Below are 19102 nucleotides of genomic sequence, written 5' to 3'. Positions count from 1 at the left end.
ATGTCAGATAAAACCATCTTCGCCCATGTCACAGAAACCGGCGAAACCGCTTTTGCCGTAGATATCAATGTCTCTGACCACCAGATCAAAGGTGACGAGCCACTGGATGCTGGCGGCGGCAATCTGGGCCCTGCCCCATTCGACTTATTGACTGCAGCGCTGGGTGAGTGCACAGCCATGACCGTGCGCTGGTATGCGAACCAGCATCAATGGCCTTTGGACAAGGTTGAAGTCAAATTGACGCATCACAAGGAAGGTGTGCAGGATATTTTCAAGAAACAAGTCATCCTGCATGGTGCAGATTTAACAGAAGAACAAAGGACAAGACTGGTCGCTATTGCAGCAAAGTGCCCGGTGCATAAAACCATCACCAGTTCACCCATCATAGAAACCAGCGCAGGCTGAAAAAGCAAAAGCCCGGTTCAACGCTATCTGATCCGGGCTTTTTATTTGTACAACTACTTTTTCAGTTTGCGGCTGCGTCCTGCAGATTCACGCAGGATAGTGTAATTCCAGTCGTCATCATGAGAACCTACTGATACGCGGAACATATCACTGTCGCCTTTCAGGCGCTTGCCAAGTGCGACATGCTTCTTGCTGACATCGCTACGCTCATAGACATCAACTTCAACTTCATTTCCTTCCAGGGCGGCCTGGGACAGAACTGCGTCTATGGTCTTGGTTGTATATTCAAGTACATATGTGGGAAGTGTCAGGCCTGCCATACTTGTCTCCATCACGCAAAAATATACAAAATTAATGAAAAACCCCGGCCGTAGCCGGGGCAGACAAGGGTGGAATTATTCTACTTCTACCACCTCTTGAGATGCCTCAGGGGGGGTGGCATCGCCTTCAGAAAATTCCAGTTTGACCTGGTCTTTATCATCAAGATCGACAATCACACGTCCGCCTGTCACCAGCTTACCGAATAAGAGCTCATCCGCCAAGGCTTTACGTATCATATCCTGTATCAATCGTGCCATAGGGCGGGCACCCATCAAAGGATCAAAGCCTTTTTTGCCGAGGAACTTGCGCAGGTTTTCGGTAAATGTGGCTTCAACTTTTTTCTCATGCAATTGTTCTTCGAGCTGCATGAGGAACTTATCGACCACACGCAAGATGATCTCTTCGTCGAGTGCGCGGAAGCTGATAATGGCATCCAGACGGTTACGGAACTCAGGCGTAAACATGCGTTTGATATCAGCCATTTCATCGCCAGCTTCTTTGCTGTCGTTGAAACCGATAGAACGTTTTTGCAAACTTTCAGCGCCCGCATTTGTCGTCATGATAATAATGACATTGCGGAAATCTGCCTTGCGACCGTTGTTATCTGTTAACGTGCCATGGTCCATCACCTGCAACAAGATGTTGAAAACATCAGGATGAGCTTTTTCAATTTCATCCAGCAACAATACGGCATGTGGTTTTTTGGTGATGGCCTCAGTCATCAAACCACCCTGATCAAAGCCCACATAACCCGGAGGCGCACCGATCAGACGGCTGACGGCATGACGCTCCATATATTCAGACATGTCAAAGCGGATCAGCTCTATACCCAGGGTAAAGGCCAATTGCTTGGCAACCTCGGTTTTACCAACACCGGTAGGACCGGAAAACAGGAAAGAACCAATAGGCTTATCTGTCTTGCCGAGACCAGCACGTGCCATCTTGATCGATGAAGCCAGTGCTTCAATTGCAGGCTCCTGGCCAAACACGACATTTTTCAGGTCGCGTTCTATGGTTTGCAGCTTGCTGCGGTCATCCTGATTAACCGTTTGTGGCGGAATACGGGCAATTTTCGAAATGATGTCTTCGATATCTGCCTTGCCTATGGTTTTCTTTTGCTTGGACTTGGGCAAAATACGCTGCGCAGCACCAGCCTCGTCAATGACATCAATCGCCTTGTCGGGCAAATGACGGTCATTGATAAAACGTGCAGACAATTCTGCCGCAGTCGTCAGCGCGGAAGCAGAATACTTGACGTTGTGATGTTCTTCAAACTTGGATTTCAAGCCGCGCAAAATTTGCACAGTTTGCTCTACCGTTGGTTCATTGACATCGATCTTCTGGAAGCGGCGCGCCAGAGCATGGTCTTTTTCAAAGACGCCACGGTATTCTGTGTAAGTGGTCGCACCTATGCATTTCAGTTGTCCACTGGACAAGGCTGGTTTCAAGAGGTTGGACGCATCCAGCGTACCGCCCGATGCTGAGCCAGCACCAATGATGGTATGAATTTCATCAATGAACAGAATGCCGTTGGGCGTGTCTTTCAACTGCTTGAGCACGCCCTTGAGGCGTAACTCGAAGTCGCCACGGTATTTGGTACCGGCCAGCAAAGCGCCCATGTCCAGAGAATAGACAACGGCGTTTTGCAAAATATCAGGTACATCACTCTGGGTGATACGCCATGCCAGGCCTTCGGCAATAGCTGTTTTACCAACACCGGCTTCACCCACCAGCAAAGGATTGTTTTTGCGGCGACGGCACAGGATCTGGATCACGCGCTCAACTTCATTGTCGCGGCCGATCAGTGGATCTATCTTGCCTTCAGCGGCAGCCTTGTTCAGGTTCTGCGTGAACTGGTCGAGCGGGTTTTCCTTGGCTTGTGCTTCAGCCTGGTTTTCTTCGCTGCCTTCAGGGGATTTAGGCACTTCGTTATGGCTGTCTTTACGCACGCCATGCGAAATGAAGTTGACGACGTCGAGACGTGTCACACCCTGCTGATGTAAATAATACACAGCATGCGAATCTTTCTCACCGAAGATGGCAACCAGTACATTCGCACCAGTCACCTCTTTCTTGCCATTCGATGCTGACTGCACATGCATGATGGCGCGCTGTATCACGCGCTGGAAACCAAGCGTAGGCTGGGTATCAACCTCATTGGTGCCAGGTACGGTGGGGGTATTATCAGTAATGAAATTACCCAGGGTTTTGCGCAAATCCTCGATATTCACTGCGCAGGCTCTTAGCACCTCCGCAGCAGAAGGGTTATCCAGCAAGGCGAGCAGCAGGTGCTCTACCGTGATGAATTCATAACGAGCCTGCCTGGCCTCGACAAAGGCCATATGCAAACTAACTTCCAGTTCTTGCGCAATCATACTTCCTCCATCACACATTGCAGGGGGTGTCCTGCCTTACGGGCGTGCGTTAAAACGAGTTCCACTTTGGTCAGCGCAATATCCTTGGAATAGACACCACATATCCCTTTGCCATCCCTGTGCACCTTGAGCATGATCTGCATGGCAGTCTCACGATCCTTATTAAAATATTCCTGAACGATCGCCACCACAAACTCCATAGGAGTGTAGTCGTCGTTGAGTAAAGTTACCTGATACATGGAAGGCGGTTTTAACTTCTGTGCCTGACGTTCCAGTATCGTACCGTTTTCTTGCTTGTTTCCCATACGTATATTCTAGTACGTTGATTCATTTCAGAGACAAATAATAAGCGAATAAAAACGGCTTAATTTTCTCCTTGGTCAATGTTACGCGCTTTCTGCTTTCCTCGCAGATGGTGATCAATTCCTTTAGATCAAGTTTCAATGGTAAAACTATTTCTTCACATCAAATGTCACGGTATTTTCTTGTCATTAAGTAAAAATACAACAGTACTGCAAAACTACTTGATATGTAACCAGAAGTTTCTTGACTTTAGCTTTTTTTCCGCCAAGAATGATATTTATTGACAAATAAAGTAGTAAATCGTCAATATGAAGTGAGCAGGTCAAGGGGGAGGTAGCGTAGTGCTAGGTTTCTTGCTTTTACGGCTCGTGTGATTAGTTTTTATTTGAAAGATGCATTATGGCAACAGGTACCGTCAAGTGGTTCAATGATTCCAAAGGTTTCGGCTTTATCACTCCGGATGACGGTGGTGAGGATTTGTTCGCCCACTTTTCCGCAATCCAGATGAACGGCTTCAAGACCCTGAAAGAAGGTCAAAAAGTTTCGTTCGAAGTCACGCAAGGCCCTAAAGGCAAGCAAGCTTCTAACATCCAAAACCCTTAATCTTAGATCTTTCTCAGATTTTGGTTTTTTAAAAAGCCCCGCAATCCGGGGCTTTTTTTCGTCCATTGCCAATTCTCTTATCCTCTGTCGCCCCTCCTCTACTGATTAAATTTTGCTTTAATGGAGTTCAAGGCTAAAGTAGATACCTTTTCCAAATGCTTTTATTAAACGCAGGCCCAGATTTCCCCCATGAAGCTTAGGCATAAAATCATCTTGCTGGCTGTTGTCCCGCTGCTGCTGGCTTTTGCCGGCATCGCCATGGCGGTATTTTATCAAGCGACTTTTTTGGCAAAACAGCAAAGAAGCACAATAGAACAAGCCTACATTGCCAGCAAGGAAGCCGAACTCAAGCATTATGTCACTCTGGGTACTGCAGCGATTGCCCACCTTTACAACAGCAAGCAGCAAGGCCCTGCCACGCAGGAAGAAGCCAAGAAAATACTGGCTGCCCTGGATTTTGGTGATGATGGTTATTTTTACATCTATGACATGGATGGCAAAAACCTCATGCATCCCCGCCGCCCTGACCTGGTAGGCCAGGATTTGTGGAATATGACCGACCCCCAGGGCAGCCTGACCATACAAAACCTGCTCAACAAGGCCAAGGCGGGTGGTGGTGCCATTCGTTATATGTGGGAAAAACCATCCATGCAAAAGGTCATGCCCAAACTCGGTTATGTAGTGCACCTGGAAAAATGGGGCTGGATGATGGGTACGGGCATCTATCTCGACGACGTCGATACCGCCCTCAATAAAATTGATGTACAAGTGGCAAAAAACATACAAAGCACCATGTCATGGATTGCCGGCATCGCGATTATCAGTGCCTTGCTGATTGCCCTGTCCGGCCTGGCCCTGAATATCACCGAATCGCGGCTTGCCGAAGCCAAGCTCAAGGTGCTCGCGCAAAGCGTGGTCAGCTCGCAGGAAGATGAGCGTGCCCGTCTGTCCCGCGACCTGCATGACGGTTTGAGCCAGCTACTGGTTTCCGTCAAGCTGCAAATTGAGTCAGGCCAGGTCAAACTGCATCAAGCCAGTGCGGGGCCGGAAGCCGCCAAGCTGTCATTTGCCCGTGCCACCGACCAGCTCAATGAAGCGCTCAGCGAGGTCAGGCGCATCTCGCACAATCTCCGCCCCGCCCTGCTCGATGATCTGGGCCTGGTGGCCGCCTTTGAGCATCTTAGCGATGAGTTTGAGCACGCCAGTGGCTTACCGGTCAGCTTTCATGCTTCTGGTGATTTCCATGCACTTGATGAAATCGGCAACACCGTCCTGTTCCGGGTCGCACAGGAAGCCCTGACGAATATACATAAACATGCCCAGCAAGTCAGCCATGTCAATGTGCACCTGCTCAGCGACGCTGAAAATATCAATCTCATCATCAGCGATGATGGGCGTGGATTTGATATCAAGGGCGTAGCCAACCATCCACACCGTGGCATAGGGCTGAGCAATATGCGTGAACGTCTGGCTGCGATTAATGGCAGTTTGCAATTACAATCCGATACCGGCGGCACTACCGTGACCGCCTGCATACCAAATGGAGACAACCAATGACCGAGCAGATACCGGTCCAGCCTGTACGACAAGTGCATTTATTACTGGTCGATGATCACCCGCTGGTCAGGGACGGCTTAAGAGCAAGGCTGGAGACCATCGCCAGCATCAGGATAGCTGGTGAGGCAGGTACGGCAGAAGAGGCGCTGGCCATCGCTGCCAGCACCCCTGTAGATTTGATACTGATGGATATTAACCTGGGCACTGGCAATGGCATCAGCCTGACTGCGCGCTTCAAGACCGAGTACCCGCACATCGCGGTGATCATGTTGTCAATGCATGAAAAAACTGAATATGTGAATCAGTCCATACAGGCTGGTGCCCGCGCCTACGTGCTCAAGGATGCTCCTGCGGTAGAAATCATAGAAGCAATCGACACCGTCATCGCCGGGGGCACCTATTTCAGCTCAGGCCTGAACCGGCAAACTGCCAGCAGCGATGCCGGCCAGCTTTTGACTCAGAGAGAGCAATCCATCCTTAAATGCATAGCAACCGGCAAATCGAATAAACATATTGCCCGCGAACTGGGGCTCAGCGTCAGGACGGTGGAAACCCACAGGCTCAATATCAAACGCAAGCTCAACATCGAAGGCCAGGCCGACCTTATACGCTATGCCTTGAGCAATGTGATCGTCTGAAGACCGACTGGCTCTGAATAGAATTCAAGCCGCACATGCAAATCATAAGGGCGGAAAAGAGCAGAAAAAAATCTGACTGGAACGGAACGGTGAAAAAAAATGCCCGGCCTGGATAAATCACGGGCCGGGCTATTTTTTATTTCTTTTTAAACGTCGCCAGAGTGCGGGTACGTTCGTCCAGGTCCTGCTTCTCAAGATCAAGCAAGGCTTGTCTTTCTATATTGATCTGCCTGACCAGGCTGTTATATTTATTAACGTCCTGATCATTATCGAAAAGCAGGGTGTCACCATCGATTTTTATTTTTCCGAAACTGCTTTCACAGAGCGCCAATACCTGTTTCTTCAGTTCCAGAAAAGCGCGCAAATGTTCATTTCGCTTTAATCTCGAGTCGAGAATTTCTTCCATATTCTTTTTATTGTTAGCAATGACTTCCTGGCGCTGTTGCGGAGACATGTTGATTCTTTCCAGCGCATCGGTATAGCTTGCACGCAAACTGTCGTAACGCTTGGAATTATTATCAAACATGGTCTCTGCCGCCAGGATAGACAGATTACTATTTTCTATACCTTGACGCGAAGTCAGGTTGGCGGGCTTTAACAAGCCCCCAAGGTCCAATGCCTTGAGCTCTTCAGAGAAACGCAAATTCTGCTTGATATTGGCACGCAAGTATTCAAATGTCAGACGCACTTCCTGATCCAGAGAGCGCTGGCCAGTAAGAGGAATACGTTCAGATAATTTGACGTTTTCATCTATCTCTTCTTTTTCGAGCTTGATGCTGATTTCCATCAACTCGGCAATAACCTGGCGTGCTTGCCGCACGCGGCTCTGCATTTCCTTGCCCGACCAGTTTGCCATTTCTTCATTGCGTTCTTCCTTGCTGTTATTCAGGGCATTGAGCATGCTCAGGAAAGTTGGCGTTGAACGAAAATCATTGACAGCCTTGCGGTCAGCGGGCGCGAGCTTATTGAACTCGCTGCGCGCCGCATCAAGACCCTGGTTCATCTCGGTGCGCCAGAGGCGGGTAGAAATTTTAGCGGTAGGCTTGGGCAATTCCTTTAACAGCTTTTGTGCATAATCCGATGAAATGTGCTTTGCAAGTACCGTCGATATATGCAAATTGATTGCATCCACAGTAAATGGGCGCATATAGATTTCCTGATCAAAATACATTTCAGGTTTTGTCCTGTTGTTATTTTCCAGGTCACGACGAATGGAGTTCTGTATCCCCTGATCTATACCAAAGATACTGACAATTTGCTGCACGTCCTCAATTGCAGCCGGATCCTTGATCGGTATCCCTGCTGCACCAGCAAACGACACCAGGGACGACAAAAACAGCACTAACAATAATCTACACACCAACATCATTACTCCCTCATTAATAGTTTTATTTATTTTTCTTCAATCGCTCTGCTTCAAACTCAGCCAATGGCCTGTAATCTGCATTGAGCATGCTTTTTTCAAAAGACCTTTGCATGTAAACCAGGGCCTTGATCTTGTTACCGTTAATCATATTCAGTTGCGCGATATAGAAGTATGCTTCAGCCAGCGCCATATCCAGCTCATCACCGGTACGTTTATGCACCTGATGCAATACCTGGTCTTCAGACTTACCACCGGGCTGCGTGGCAGACAACATGTCATTGAGCCAATCGTCACCGCCATCGCTAACGCTCGCCGCTATCACTGACAGATTCTGCCGCCTGAGTGCAAGCTGGCGCATGATGCTGGCGCGCAGTTTGGACTGGCTGCCACTGCTTTTTTCTATCGCTAAAGCAAAACTGTCTGTGGCATCCTTCCATTTGCCCAGGGCATACAGGGACATGCCACGCAACATGTAGAGCCTGCTGTCAGCGGCCCCAATGGACAATAATCGTGCGCTGTCAGCCTCGCTATTCTTGAAGTCACCTAGTGCAAAGTAGGTGCTTGCACGGCAGCGCACATATTCCTGAGTATCCAGGCCATCTTTTTTGGCCATTTGCAAATCCGCCAATGCATCAGACTTGCGCGCCACACGTGCATACGCCAAACCGCGTTCGCAAAGAGCCAGTGCAGAACTATTACCGCTGGCGCGCGCTTCATTGATCAGACTGGATTTGTTGCGGATGTCTTCTTCCAGTTGCTCTTTGATTCTCTGCTTCATGGGCAGATCAGGCACATCCGGAACGTTAGGCACATTAGCCACATCAGGTACCTTACGGACAGCCGCATCGCGCAAGTCTGTCTTGCGTATCTGTATACTACCTTCCAGCATGACACCGACTTTGCGGGTATTCGCCATGAAATCAACCACGTCCTGCGGCGCTACCCTGTCTGTCAGGCTGCGCAGTTCTACGCTGGCCTTGAATATATTCTGTTTGAAAGTCAAAGTTTCACTTGCCTTGAATGCCGTGTCATCGATATTTGTAATCGACGGCGTATAGTTCGCATTGACCTCTTCTGGCAATCTGGCTTCCAGTTCATAGCGTATCAGCGGCGGATGTGTCGGCACGACCAGGGCTTGCTTGCGCTTGGGGTTTTCGGGAACATAAAACCGTTCACGCATATTCGATGCCTGATAACGCAGCTGCCATCCCGAAGCATTTTTGACCAGCAAGCCAGGTATCTGGAATTTCAATTCAATATTGACTGTATTGGCCTGGCGGTTGTCAGATACAGTGGGGCCAGACTTGAGCTCGGCATCAGGGTACCGCCTTAACACTGAGGCGATATAGGCATTTTTTAATTGGTCCCTAGTTTGCCTTGCCACATAGGAACGTATCTGTTCTGCTTCTACGCCTGAATATTGATGCGTGACTTGAAACTCAGCCATACCATCCATTTTATCCAGACGTATTTTTTCCAGACGCCCATTGACGGTCGCTGTGCCCTCTTCATTTTTGGAAATCGTGCCAAGTTCAAAAGTATCCTTGTTAATCACTAGCACTTCAGCACCGCCATGTACCTGCCCCATATTGGCAAGTGGCCCGTACTGGGCTGCCCTGGTCGGGTCGAGGTAATAGACTTTGCCATTCACTTTTACCCTGACAATTGCATGATCAAATGCCAAAGGTGAAGGCAGCATTTTTCCTGGCATTGCCGGATTGGATGCAGAAATCAGAACCGGGGATGCCTCTATTCCCAGTTTGCGCAAAATCGTCGATAACAACAAAGACTTATCCTTGCAATCACCATAACGGCGAGCCAGCACCACATCTGGCGGGAAAGGCTTGTGAGAATTCTCGCCTATGGAAATCGACAGATAGCGTATCTCATTCTGTACATACGCCAGCGCTTGTTGCACAGTCTGGTCTGAGTTCCCTGCCCCACGCAACCCCGCGACGACTTTATCAAGCTCAGCACTATTGGTGTTCACATCAAACAGATTTTGTGCCCACTGATTAACTTGCTGCCATTGTGAAAACTCTGAAAACTGTATGACCCTGAACTGGAATATGTCTTGGGGCACATAGGGTTCAAACTCGATGGCCTTGATCTGATCTGCAGTAAATGTAATGATCTTGCGGCCCGCAAGCTGTTCTTCTTTGGTTTGGATATTGCCGCTGCCCTGGCCAAGAATGCGGTACTTGACAGGCCTGCTGGCAGGCGTGTTCAGGCGTATGCGCTTGCGTAAAATCGGGTAGCCGTTATCCCATACCAGGGTCGAGAAGAAATGACCGTCAAAAACCGGATTCTGCCCCGTCGTTGAATACGCTATATCGACAATATCACCCACGCGGATATCGTCAATCACAATCGATGCTGTGACTGAACCCGTAAAAATACCGGAATCAAGTTCACTTTCCATCTGCAGATAACGGATATCAGCAGTGGTCGTTTTGTCAAATACCTGGCTACCCCGTATGACCCGGATACTGTGCAAGCCCACTTTTTGATATTCAGGATGAAATGGAATCTCAATCCGGCCCACCTGCGTAAGCATGGAGGCTTCATTTGCCTGCATCATGCGATGCACATAAGTGCTCGCCTGCTTATCTACATAGGTCTGGACATCAGACAGGCGGATCACCAGTGGCGCTGCATTACTGGCATTTGCCACCTGGCTTCCATTATCCAATTCCACCCATGAGGGCACTGGTTCAGCGCGAGTCAGGTTTCGTTCGAAGCGCTGGGATTCCTGTGGCCTGCCACTAGTCTGCACTTCGGTCTGCACTTCGGTTTGCGCCGCAGAGGCATGACTGCCCAGAACCAGCAAACAGAGGCAAAAACAGATGCATAGTACAGAAGCAGTACTCTTGAAGGATATAGAGGATATTTTATTCAGCCTGGTCAGTTTGAGCAGGGCTGGTGTCATCAATGGCGTCATAAGTATGCAAGGAATGGGCACTTACTTGAAATCCATGATCAAGATAAGTGAATAGCATTTTGCTGTCACAAGCCACAGGAACACAGACCGGAGTGGTCACATACGGATCCCGAAGCCTTGATCCAACAAACTATACCCGCCTTGAAAATCAACTTCGAGATTTGTTTTTCAACTTGATTCTATCAGAATGACATGTTTTTTTGTCTAAAAACCGGTAGAAGAAAACTTCATTAAATCTCACGCTCATGGTGCAGATAAGCGACAAAAAAGCCCCCTGTCGCAAAACAGGGGGCTTTGACTGCGTCTTGACTGTCTGGCCGGATTTACTCCTGCCAAACAAACAAACAGCGGACTCAGATTTACATGTTTTCTATCATGACATCGCCGAAACCGGAGCAAGACACTTGTGTCGCGCCTTCCATCAAGCGGGCGAAGTCATAAGTGACTTTCTTGGCTGTGATGGCTTTTTCTGTTGCGCTGATCAACAGATCAGCCGCCTCCAGCCAGCCCATGTGACGCAACATCATTTCTGCGGACAGGATCAGGGAACCTGGGTTCACATAATCTTTACCGGCATACTTAGGTGCTGTACCGTGAGTTGCTTCAAACATCGCGATAGAGTCAGACAAGTTTGCACCTGGAGCAATACCGATACCACCAACCTGAGCTGCCAACGCGTCAGAGATATAGTCGCCGTTCAGGTTCAGTGTAGCAATAACGCTGTATTCTGCCGGACGCAACAGGATTTGCTGCAGGAACGCATCAGCGATGGAATCTTTAACAGTGATTTCTTTACCTGTCTTAGGATTCTTGAATTTGCACCATGGGCCGCCGTCGATCAGCTCAGCACCGAATTCTTTTTGCGCCAGAGCATATGCCCAGTCACGGAAGCCACCTTCGGTGTACTTCATGATGTTGCCTTTGTGGACGATAGTCACAGATGGCTTGTCATTGTCGATGGCGTACTGGATCGCTTTGCGTACCAGACGTTCCGTACCTTCACGGGATACTGGCTTGACGCCGATACCGGAAGTTTCTGGGAAACGGATTTTTTTGACGCCCATTTCTTCTGTCAGGAACTTGATCAGTTTTTTAACCTGGTCAGAGCCTTCAGCGAATTCGATACCAGCATAGATATCTTCAGAGTTTTCGCGGAAGATGACCATGTCTGTTTTTTCTGGCTCACGCACTGGGGATGGCACGCCTTTGAAATAACGTACTGGGCGCAGGCAGACATACAGGTCCAGCTCTTGACGCAGGGCCACGTTCAGGGAACGGATGCCGCCGCCAACTGGCGTAGTCAATGGGCCTTTGATGGAAACTACGTAGTCTTTCAAGACTTTCAGCGTTTCTTCTGGCAACCAGACATCAGGGCCATATACTTTAGTGGATTTTTCGCCAGCATAGATTTCCATCCAGCTGATTTTGCGTTTGCCGCCATAGGCTTTTGCTACGGCCGCATCAACGACCTTGATCATGACCGGGCTGATATCAACGCCAGTACCATCACCTTCGATGAATGGAATGATAGGATTGTCAGGTACATTCAATGAAAAATCAGCATTGACGGTAATTTGTTTACCTTCAGCAGGTACTTGAATATGTTGATACATCGTTTTCTCCGTAGTTGGGCGATCAAGCGGGTCACGCTTTTCTCATCATCTGCCTTGCGTGCGTATATTTTGTAGAGTAATCACTCTTCTATAAGACACAAGACCATCTTTTCGTATTATGCACTACTATTTTACCGTATGCCATCAGTTTGTCAGCTTTGCTGGCGTCACGGCGACTTCGGTTTTCACGTATTACCCAGTTTGAAAATACAAAATGACAAGCTCTGGGACAATCTCACCTGGACAGACACAAAGTAATTGGCATAAGGGAAATTATCTTCGCATACACTCGTTTTTCATATGGCAGACTATGCACCACTGTTCAATCATGCAAGTGCATTTTACGGTTACCATATTGCCATGAAACTGATTTTACTCAACAAACCATTTAATGTGATGTGCCAGTTTTCGGCACACCCCAGCCGCCCTACCCTGGCTGACTATGTCAAGATACCGCACATCTATCCCGCTGGCCGGCTTGACGCAGATAGTGAGGGATTGATATTACTGACTGATGACGGCCAGCTACAAAACCGTATCAGCCACCCCGATCACAAACAGCCAAAAACTTATCTGGTGCAAGTCGAAGGCACACCGAAGCGCGAAGCACTGGAAAAACTGCGTCAGCCTTTGGACCTTGGTGACTTTGTGACCCAGCCCTGCGTCGTCAAACATATATACCCGCCAGAATGGCTATGGCCACGCAACCCGCCGGTGCGTGAACGGGTGAACATTCCTACCAGTTGGCTAAGCCTGACTTTATCAGAAGGAAAAAATCGTCAGGTCAGGCGCATGACAGCAGCAGTTGGCTTGCCAACTTTGCGCCTGGTGCGTATCAGCATAGGTGGATATTCACTGGAAACCCACCCCTTACTACCCGGCGAATGGCAAGAAGTTAAAATTTAAATAATGTTTGCACAGAAATTCAGAAAAAAATCCATAAACGTTATAAATTAATTAGAATTCCTGTCAACGCCCGATTCATCGGTAGCGTTATTTGCCTTGATTCAATTGAATCACTCTTAACCAATACTTTATGAAGGACACCAAAATGAAAAAATTGATCGCCGCTCTGGTCGTAGGTCTGTTTGCTTCTGCTGCTTTCGCCCAGGCACCTGCTCCTTCAGCATCCGCTGCTGCTTCTACTGAAGCTTCCAAACCAGCAAAAAAAGCGAAGAAAGCCAAGAAAGCTAAAGCAGCATCTGCATCCGCTTCTGCATCCATGTAATTCTGTCGCTTTTCAGTACAGAAGCAAGGCAGGCTTATCACCTGCCTTTTTTTGCGTTCGAAATTATTGACCGGCAGTTTTAAGGGCGTGCTTAAAGAGCTCCAACACGCATCAAACATGCATCAAGCTACAAATGCAAATCATAGAAACGAAAAAACGATAAAGAAGCGACAAAAAGCAAAAGCCGCAATAAATTGCGGCTTTTTTCACTTCAGGCAGTCAAGTCAGCACATTAGCACTGACTTACAGCTTTAGAAGCAGGCTTAAATTAAGCCAGTGCTTTCAAAGCAGATGCCAGACGGCTCTTATGGCGAGCTGCCTTGTTTTTGTGAATGATTTTCTTGTCAGCGATACGGTCGATAACCGATACGGAGCTTTGGAAAATTGTTGCAGCAGCAGCTTTATCACCAGCTTCGATTGCTTTACGAACAGCTTTGATCGCTGTACGCAGCGTAGAGCGCTGGCTGGAGTTGTGTGCATTCAGTTTAACTGCTTGACGAGCACGTTTGCGTGCTTGTGCGGTATTTGCCATGAGATTTCCTAAACGTGGTCAAAGCGACGAGGTCAAAACATTTGATTTAAATGCCACGCCGCAAAAATTCTATACAGCTTTGCAGTATAACCGGATTTATTTTTGATAGCAAGCTTTCCTGTCGATTCTTGCAACAGACAGGCATATTTCTGCTGTTTCAGCGAAATTTACGCAACTGTCATGCTCAAAATCTGCACGACTGTACCTATGCGCCTGGGTGTGGGGATGCAAAACTAGGCACTATCCAGATTTTACTACCAATGCCATTTCTCTGCCGACACCACAATCCACAATCCACAATCCACCATCACAAGGATGAACATGCACTGCAACGCTATTACTTTAAAAGGAAAACACGCCACTCTGGAGCCGCTGGAACAGCATCACCTGGCTGATATCCAGGTCGCCGCCGCAGATGGTGAATTATGGAAGCTGTTTTTTACCTCAGTCCCCTCCCCCGATAATACCCAGAACTGGCTCAATATCGCCCTGGACATGCAACAGCAGCAAAAAGCCGTTCCTTTTGTCGTCCGCGAAAATGCGACTGGCCAGATAGTCGGCGCCACCAGATACTGTAATATGGACATCAATAACAAACGTCTGGAAATAGGCTACACCTGGTATGCGCAGCGGGTACAGCGCAGCCCGGTAAATACCGAGTGCAAATTGCTGTTGCTGGGTCATGCCTTTGAAGAGTTTGGCTGTATAGCTGTCGAGTTTCGTACTGACTGGTTTAACCGCCGCTCACAGGCAGCGATAGAACGCCTGGGTGCGAAGCGTGATGCCGTCTTGCGCAATCACATGATTTTGCCTGATGGCCGCATCCGTGATACGGTGGTATACAGTATCCTGCATTCTGAATGGGCGGGCGTGAAAAAGAATTTGCAATATATGCAATCCAAATATGAATAAATAGTAGGGAGACTGACCAGTGCTGATCGATTTTTTCTTTACCCTGAAAGACGCCAAGATCCCGGTATCCATCAAGGAATTCCTGATGCTGCTGGAGGCCATGGAAAAAGGCTTGATCAGCATGTCACTCGACGACTTTTACTTCCTGGCGCGCACCATCATGGTCAAGGATGAAGCGCATTACGACAAGTTCGACAAAGCCTTTGGCCTGTACTTCAAGGGCATAGACACGATATTTGAAAAGCGCCCCGACATCCCGCTGGACTGGCTCATGAAGCGCATGGAGCGTGATTTGACGGACGAGCAAAAAGCCGCCATCGAGAAATTTGGCTACGACAAGCTGATGGACAGGTTGCAGGAATTGCTCAAAGAACAAAAAGAACGCCACGAAGGTGGCAGCAAATGGATAGGCACGGGCGGCACATCGCCTTTCGGCAATGGCGGCACCAACCCGGAAGGCATACGCATAGGTGGCAAAGGCGGTGGCCGTAGCGCCGTCAAGGTGTGGGAAGCCCGCGCCTTCCGCGATTATGACGCTGAACGCGAACTCGGCACCCGCAATATCAAGGTCGCCCTGCGCCGCCTGCGCAAATTCGCCCGCCAAGGTGCAGAAGAAGAATTGGCATTGGATGCGACAATCAAGGCCACCGCCAACAATGCCGGTTACCTCGACATCAAGATGCAGCCTGAGCGCAAGAACAATATCAAAGTGCTCATGTTGCTGGATGTAGGCGGCACCATGGACGACCACATCGCTCAAACTGAAGAATTATTCTCTGCCGCCAAGACAGAATTCAAGAATATGGAGTTCTTTTATTTCCACAATTGCGTCTATGACTATCTGTGGAAAAACAACCGCCGCCGCCATGCAGAAAAATTTCCAACCTGGGATGTCTTGCGCAAATACACGCCCGATACCAAGGTCATCTTCGTCGGTGATGCGACCATGAGCCCGTATGAAATCCTGCAAGCTGGCGGCTCTGTTGAATACAACAATGAAGAAGCTGGCGCGACCTGGCTGCAACGGTTTACGTCTGCCTTCCCAAAATACATCTGGCTCAATCCTGAACCTGAAGGCTTGTGGCAATACCGGCAGTCTATATCCGTCATCAAGCAGATTATGAGTAACCGTATGTTTCCGGTAACGATAGAGGGTCTGGAGCGGGGAATGAGGCTGTTGAGCAAATAACAATCAATCAAGAACAAGCTTTGGCAGACTGTGTTGCCAAAGCTTGTTTTAGACAATTGTTACATTATAGGTAGGGGCTTTTACCAGGGACAAGCGAGTGCTGGGTGACTATTTTATTTGTTACCGCAACTGCAAAAACTTTTGTATTGTCGACAACACCTGCTTCCTCGACAAAGGCTTGGTCAAAAAGCCTTCACACCCTGCCTGTTGCGCATTTGCAACTTTATAATTAAAACTCTTATCAACCAAAAAGATCACCGTTGTCCTACGGTCTGTATTTTGCTTTTTCAGCTCAGCACACAGGCGATAAGGGTCAATGTCTGGCGTGGAAGAATTAATCATCGTCATGGCATGGCGATTGTTCTTATCCAGCATCAGGGCACTACGTTCATCTGTTGCCAGTGTCACGGTGATGCCATATTTATCCATGATCATGGCGACATACTCGCGAAAGCGCATGTCCTTATCGACGATCATGATGCCGCCCTTGGGCACACTGGGCCTGCGCATCTTTTGGTATTCGCTGGGGTCGGTCAGATCAAGGTCAAGACGTTCGCGGCGGCGGCGCTCAGGCACAGCCACCTCACCAAAGGCGCTCAGGGTGGTCAGCAAGAGCTGACGGCGGTCTATCAGTTCATCGAGGACGTCAAACAATTTACGCCAGCGTATAGGACGCGGCATGGACTGATAATGTAAATTGACTTCAGTCTTACCAATAAGCAATACTGGCTGCGCTCCGCCCAGATTGAGGTCGGACAGGGTCGCCAGTGCTTTTAAATCCTCTGCGTTGACAATATGAATGTCAGGATCTTGTAAACTACCGGCTTTTAATACCAGATAGCGATAGCCCTTCTCGCGGAGAACAGCAAGAACGGTTGAGAAGGTTTCTTCCTCTTTTGGAGAAAATCCAAACAGTCGGATCGCGATCGTTGGAGTTTTTGTTGGCATCGTTTTTCCATCTTACACATTGCAGCTTCGATCATTGCAGCTACAATAGCTGCAAAAACGCTGCAAGAATACAGCTTAATTCTGCCAGCCTCACAAAAAAATTGCAAAACATCATCAAAAAATTAACCAAAACAACAGATTTTCATTCGCATGGCCACTAAAAAAAATACTTCTCCGTCAGACTATAGCGAATCATCCATCCGAGTACTCAAAGGCCTGGAGCCGGTCAAACAAAGACCGGGGATGTATACCCGCACCGAAAACCCGCTGCATATCATCCAGGAAGTCATCGACAATGCCTCGGATGAAGCCCTGGGCGGGCATTGCAAGAACATCCTCGTTACCATCAATGCTGATACCAGTATCAGTGTAGAAGATGATGGCCGCGGTATTCCAGTTGGTTTGCACCCAGAAGAAGGCGTGCCTACTGTGGAAATCGTCTTCACCCGTTTGCATGCAGGTGGCAAGTTTGATAAAGGCTCTGGTGGAGCCTATGCCTTCTCCGGCGGTTTGCATGGCGTCGGTGTCTCAGTCACCAATGCGCTGTCCAAGCGTCTGGAAATCACAGTCTGGCGCGAAGCAGGCCTGCATAACCTGACTTTTGCCAATGGCGATGTGATAGAACCATTACGCAGCCAGCCACTGGCGCGCGGAGACAAAAAAAGCGGTACGCGCGTCACTATCTGGCCAGATGCCAAGTATTTTGACAGCGCCAACATCCCGCAAGGCGAATTGCAACGCCTGTTGCGCTCCAAAGCAGTCTTGCTGCCGGGCGTTAAAGTCACGCTGCTCAATGCCAAAACCGGCGAGAGCCAGACCTGGCAATATGACCAGGGCTTGCGTGGCTATCTGACTGAGGCACTGGCACAGTCTTCGCATGGTGAACCATTGATCCCCCTGTTTGAAGGCGAGCAATTTGCCAATTCAGACAGCGACGGCTTTGCCGAGGGTGAAGGCGCCTCCTGGGTAGTGGCGTGGACAGAAGAAGGCAATGTCGTCCGTGAATCCTATGTCAACCTCATCCCTACCCCCGCTGGTGGTACGCATGAATCCGGTTTGCGTGAAGGCCTGTTTGGTGCGGTGAAGAGCTTTGCCGAGATGCATTCCTTGCTGCCTAAAGGCGTCAAGCTCTTGCCAGAAGACGTATTTGCCCGCGTATCCTTCGTTTTGTCTGCCAAGGTACTGGACCCGCAATTCCAGGGCCAGATCAAGGAAAGGCTGAATTCCCGCGATGCCGTGCGTCTGGTGTCGTCTTTCACCAAGCCACCACTGGAACTGTGGCTGAACTCCCACGTGGAATATGGCAAGAAGCTCGCTGAACTGGTCATCAAGCAAGCGCAATCGCGCCTGCGCTCTGCCCAGAAAGTGGAAAAGAAAAAATCTTCAGGCGTGGCCGTCTTGCCTGGCAAGCTGACCGACTGTGAATCGAATGATATTGCCCGCAATGAAATCTTCCTGGTCGAGGGTGATTCTGCAGGTGGCTCTGCCAAGATGGGCCGCGACAAGGAATTCCAGGCGATCTTGCCACTGCGCGGCAAGGTCTTGAACTCATGGGAATCTGAGCGCGACCGCCTGTTTGCCAATAACGAGATTCATGATATTGCCGTCGCAATAGGCGTTGATCCACATAGCATGAATGAGATTGTTGATTTTACCAATCTGCGCTACGGCAAAATTTGCATACTCTCTGATGCTGACGTTGATGGTTCGCACATCCAGGTCTTGTTGCTGACACTGTTCTTCCGTCACTTCCCGCAACTGATTGCACGCGGCCATATCTGCGTAGCTCGCCCGCCACTGTTCCGCGTTGATGCACCTGCACGTGGCAAGAAACCGGCACAGAAAATCTATGCACTGGATCAAGGCGAACTTATCGCTATCGAAGACAAATTGCGCAAGGACGGTGTCAAGGATGGCGCCTGGGCGATTTCCCGCTTCAAGGGCCTGGGTGAAATGAATGCCAACCAATTATGGGAAACCACGATGAACCCGGATACGCGCCGCCTGCTGCCAGTTTCTCTGGGTGAGTTTGATCAGGTCTTTTCTGAAGGCCGTTTTAATATGCTGATGGGCAAAGGCGAAGCCGCCGCCCGCCGTGCCTGGATAGAAGAGCATGGTAATGCAGTTGAAGCCGACATCTAAGATACCTGATCTCGCAAACCATAAAAGAA

17 protein-coding genes are annotated in these 19102 nt (G+C 49.0%); 9 read left to right on the top strand and 8 right to left on the bottom strand.

Annotation, left to right across the window (positions count from 1 at the left end; genetic code table 11):
- Positions 1-405 carry an OsmC family protein gene (locus ACO0LI_RS10945; RefSeq protein ID WP_423032586.1) on the top strand — a complete coding sequence of 135 codons (405 nt, stop codon included), beginning with the start codon at positions 1-3 and terminating at the stop codon, positions 403-405.
- 53 nt (positions 406-458) lie between these two features.
- Here the strand turns inward: ACO0LI_RS10945 and ACO0LI_RS10940 are convergent, their stop codons facing one another.
- The 3 genes from ACO0LI_RS10940 to clpS form a co-directional block, all read right to left on the bottom strand.
- Positions 459-725: a hypothetical protein gene (locus ACO0LI_RS10940; protein WP_422951172.1), complete on the bottom strand. Its 267-nt coding sequence runs from the start codon at positions 723-725 to the stop codon at positions 459-461.
- A 75-nt stretch (positions 726-800) separates the two neighbouring features.
- On the bottom strand, positions 801-3101 hold the full coding sequence (gene clpA / locus ACO0LI_RS10935) for an ATP-dependent Clp protease ATP-binding subunit ClpA (protein ID WP_422951173.1): 2301 nt from the start codon (positions 3099-3101) through the stop codon (positions 801-803).
- On the bottom strand, positions 3098-3406 hold the full coding sequence (gene clpS / locus ACO0LI_RS10930; RefSeq protein ID WP_422951174.1) for an ATP-dependent Clp protease adapter ClpS: 309 nt from the start codon (positions 3404-3406) through the stop codon (positions 3098-3100). Before clpS ends, clpA begins: the two co-directional genes overlap by 4 nt.
- A gap of 397 nt (positions 3407-3803) precedes the next feature.
- Here clpS and ACO0LI_RS10925 point away from each other — a divergent pair, with 397 nt between their 5' ends.
- The 3 genes from ACO0LI_RS10925 (at position 3804) to ACO0LI_RS10915 (ending at position 6202) form a co-directional block, all read left to right on the top strand.
- Complete coding sequence (locus ACO0LI_RS10925) at positions 3804-4007, top strand: cold-shock protein (protein ID WP_110257373.1); 204 nt, start codon at positions 3804-3806, stop codon at positions 4005-4007.
- 189 nt (positions 4008-4196) lie between these two features.
- Positions 4197-5564: a cache domain-containing protein gene (locus tag ACO0LI_RS10920; RefSeq protein WP_422951175.1), complete on the top strand. Its 1368-nt coding sequence runs from the start codon at positions 4197-4199 to the stop codon at positions 5562-5564.
- Positions 5561-6202, top strand: coding sequence for a response regulator transcription factor (locus ACO0LI_RS10915; protein ID WP_423032585.1), 642 nt, complete (start codon positions 5561-5563; stop codon positions 6200-6202). Before ACO0LI_RS10920 ends, ACO0LI_RS10915 begins: the two co-directional genes overlap by 4 nt.
- A 136-nt stretch (positions 6203-6338) precedes the next feature.
- Here the strand turns inward: ACO0LI_RS10915 and ACO0LI_RS10910 are convergent, their stop codons facing one another.
- The 3 genes from ACO0LI_RS10910 to icd form a co-directional block, all read right to left on the bottom strand.
- Positions 6339-7568 (bottom strand): hypothetical protein, encoded by a 1230-nt coding sequence (locus ACO0LI_RS10910; RefSeq protein WP_423032584.1) that lies wholly within the window; start codon positions 7566-7568, stop codon positions 6339-6341.
- 22 nt (positions 7569-7590) lie between these two features.
- Positions 7591-10509: a DUF3857 domain-containing protein gene (locus tag ACO0LI_RS10905; RefSeq protein WP_423032583.1), complete on the bottom strand. Its 2919-nt coding sequence runs from the start codon at positions 10507-10509 to the stop codon at positions 7591-7593.
- Between the two features lie 359 nt (positions 10510-10868).
- Entirely contained in the window at positions 10869-12122 is a 1254-nt protein-coding gene (gene icd, locus ACO0LI_RS10900) for an NADP-dependent isocitrate dehydrogenase (protein WP_422942419.1), read from the bottom strand.
- Between the two features lie 360 nt (positions 12123-12482).
- On the opposite strand from icd, the gene ACO0LI_RS10895 reads away from it, so the two are divergent.
- Both ACO0LI_RS10895 and ACO0LI_RS10890 read left to right on the top strand, forming a co-directional pair.
- The gene (locus ACO0LI_RS10895; RefSeq protein WP_423032582.1) at positions 12483-13028 is read left to right on the top strand and encodes a pseudouridine synthase; all 546 of its coding nucleotides are present in this window, start codon (positions 12483-12485) and stop codon (positions 13026-13028) included.
- Positions 13029-13173: 145 nt separating this feature from the next.
- Positions 13174-13350: a hypothetical protein gene (locus ACO0LI_RS10890; RefSeq protein ID WP_422951180.1), complete on the top strand. Its 177-nt coding sequence runs from the start codon at positions 13174-13176 to the stop codon at positions 13348-13350.
- A gap of 268 nt (positions 13351-13618) precedes the next feature.
- Here ACO0LI_RS10890 and rpsT read toward each other — a convergent pair whose 3' ends face one another.
- Complete coding sequence (gene rpsT, locus ACO0LI_RS10885) at positions 13619-13882, bottom strand: 30S ribosomal protein S20 (RefSeq protein ID WP_162040741.1); 264 nt, start codon at positions 13880-13882, stop codon at positions 13619-13621.
- 321 nt (positions 13883-14203) lie between these two features.
- Between rpsT and ACO0LI_RS10880 the strand changes: the two genes are divergently transcribed.
- Positions 14204-14794, top strand: a complete 591-nt coding sequence (locus tag ACO0LI_RS10880) for a GNAT family N-acetyltransferase (protein WP_423032581.1) — start codon at positions 14204-14206, stop codon at positions 14792-14794.
- 19 nt (positions 14795-14813) lie between these two features.
- On the top strand, positions 14814-15983 hold the full coding sequence (locus ACO0LI_RS10875; protein WP_423032580.1) for a vWA domain-containing protein: 1170 nt from the start codon (positions 14814-14816) through the stop codon (positions 15981-15983).
- A 120-nt stretch (positions 15984-16103) separates the two neighbouring features.
- Here ACO0LI_RS10875 and ACO0LI_RS10870 read toward each other — a convergent pair whose 3' ends face one another.
- Positions 16104-16931, bottom strand: a complete 828-nt coding sequence (locus ACO0LI_RS10870) for a response regulator (RefSeq protein ID WP_422951183.1) — start codon at positions 16929-16931, stop codon at positions 16104-16106.
- Positions 16932-17081: 150 nt separating this feature from the next.
- On the opposite strand from ACO0LI_RS10870, the gene ACO0LI_RS10865 reads away from it, so the two are divergent.
- Positions 17082-19073, top strand: a complete 1992-nt coding sequence (locus ACO0LI_RS10865) for a DNA topoisomerase IV subunit B (protein WP_423032579.1) — start codon at positions 17082-17084, stop codon at positions 19071-19073.
- The last annotated feature ends 29 nt before the right edge of the window (positions 19074-19102 follow it).

Origin of the sequence: Undibacterium sp. Tian12W (genome assembly GCF_049339405.1) — a bacterium.
In the GTDB taxonomy this organism is placed as follows: domain Bacteria; phylum Pseudomonadota; class Gammaproteobacteria; order Burkholderiales; family Burkholderiaceae_D; genus Undibacterium.
Note: the sequence above shows the minus strand (reverse complement) of the source record. Positions and strands in the feature narration are given on the sequence as shown.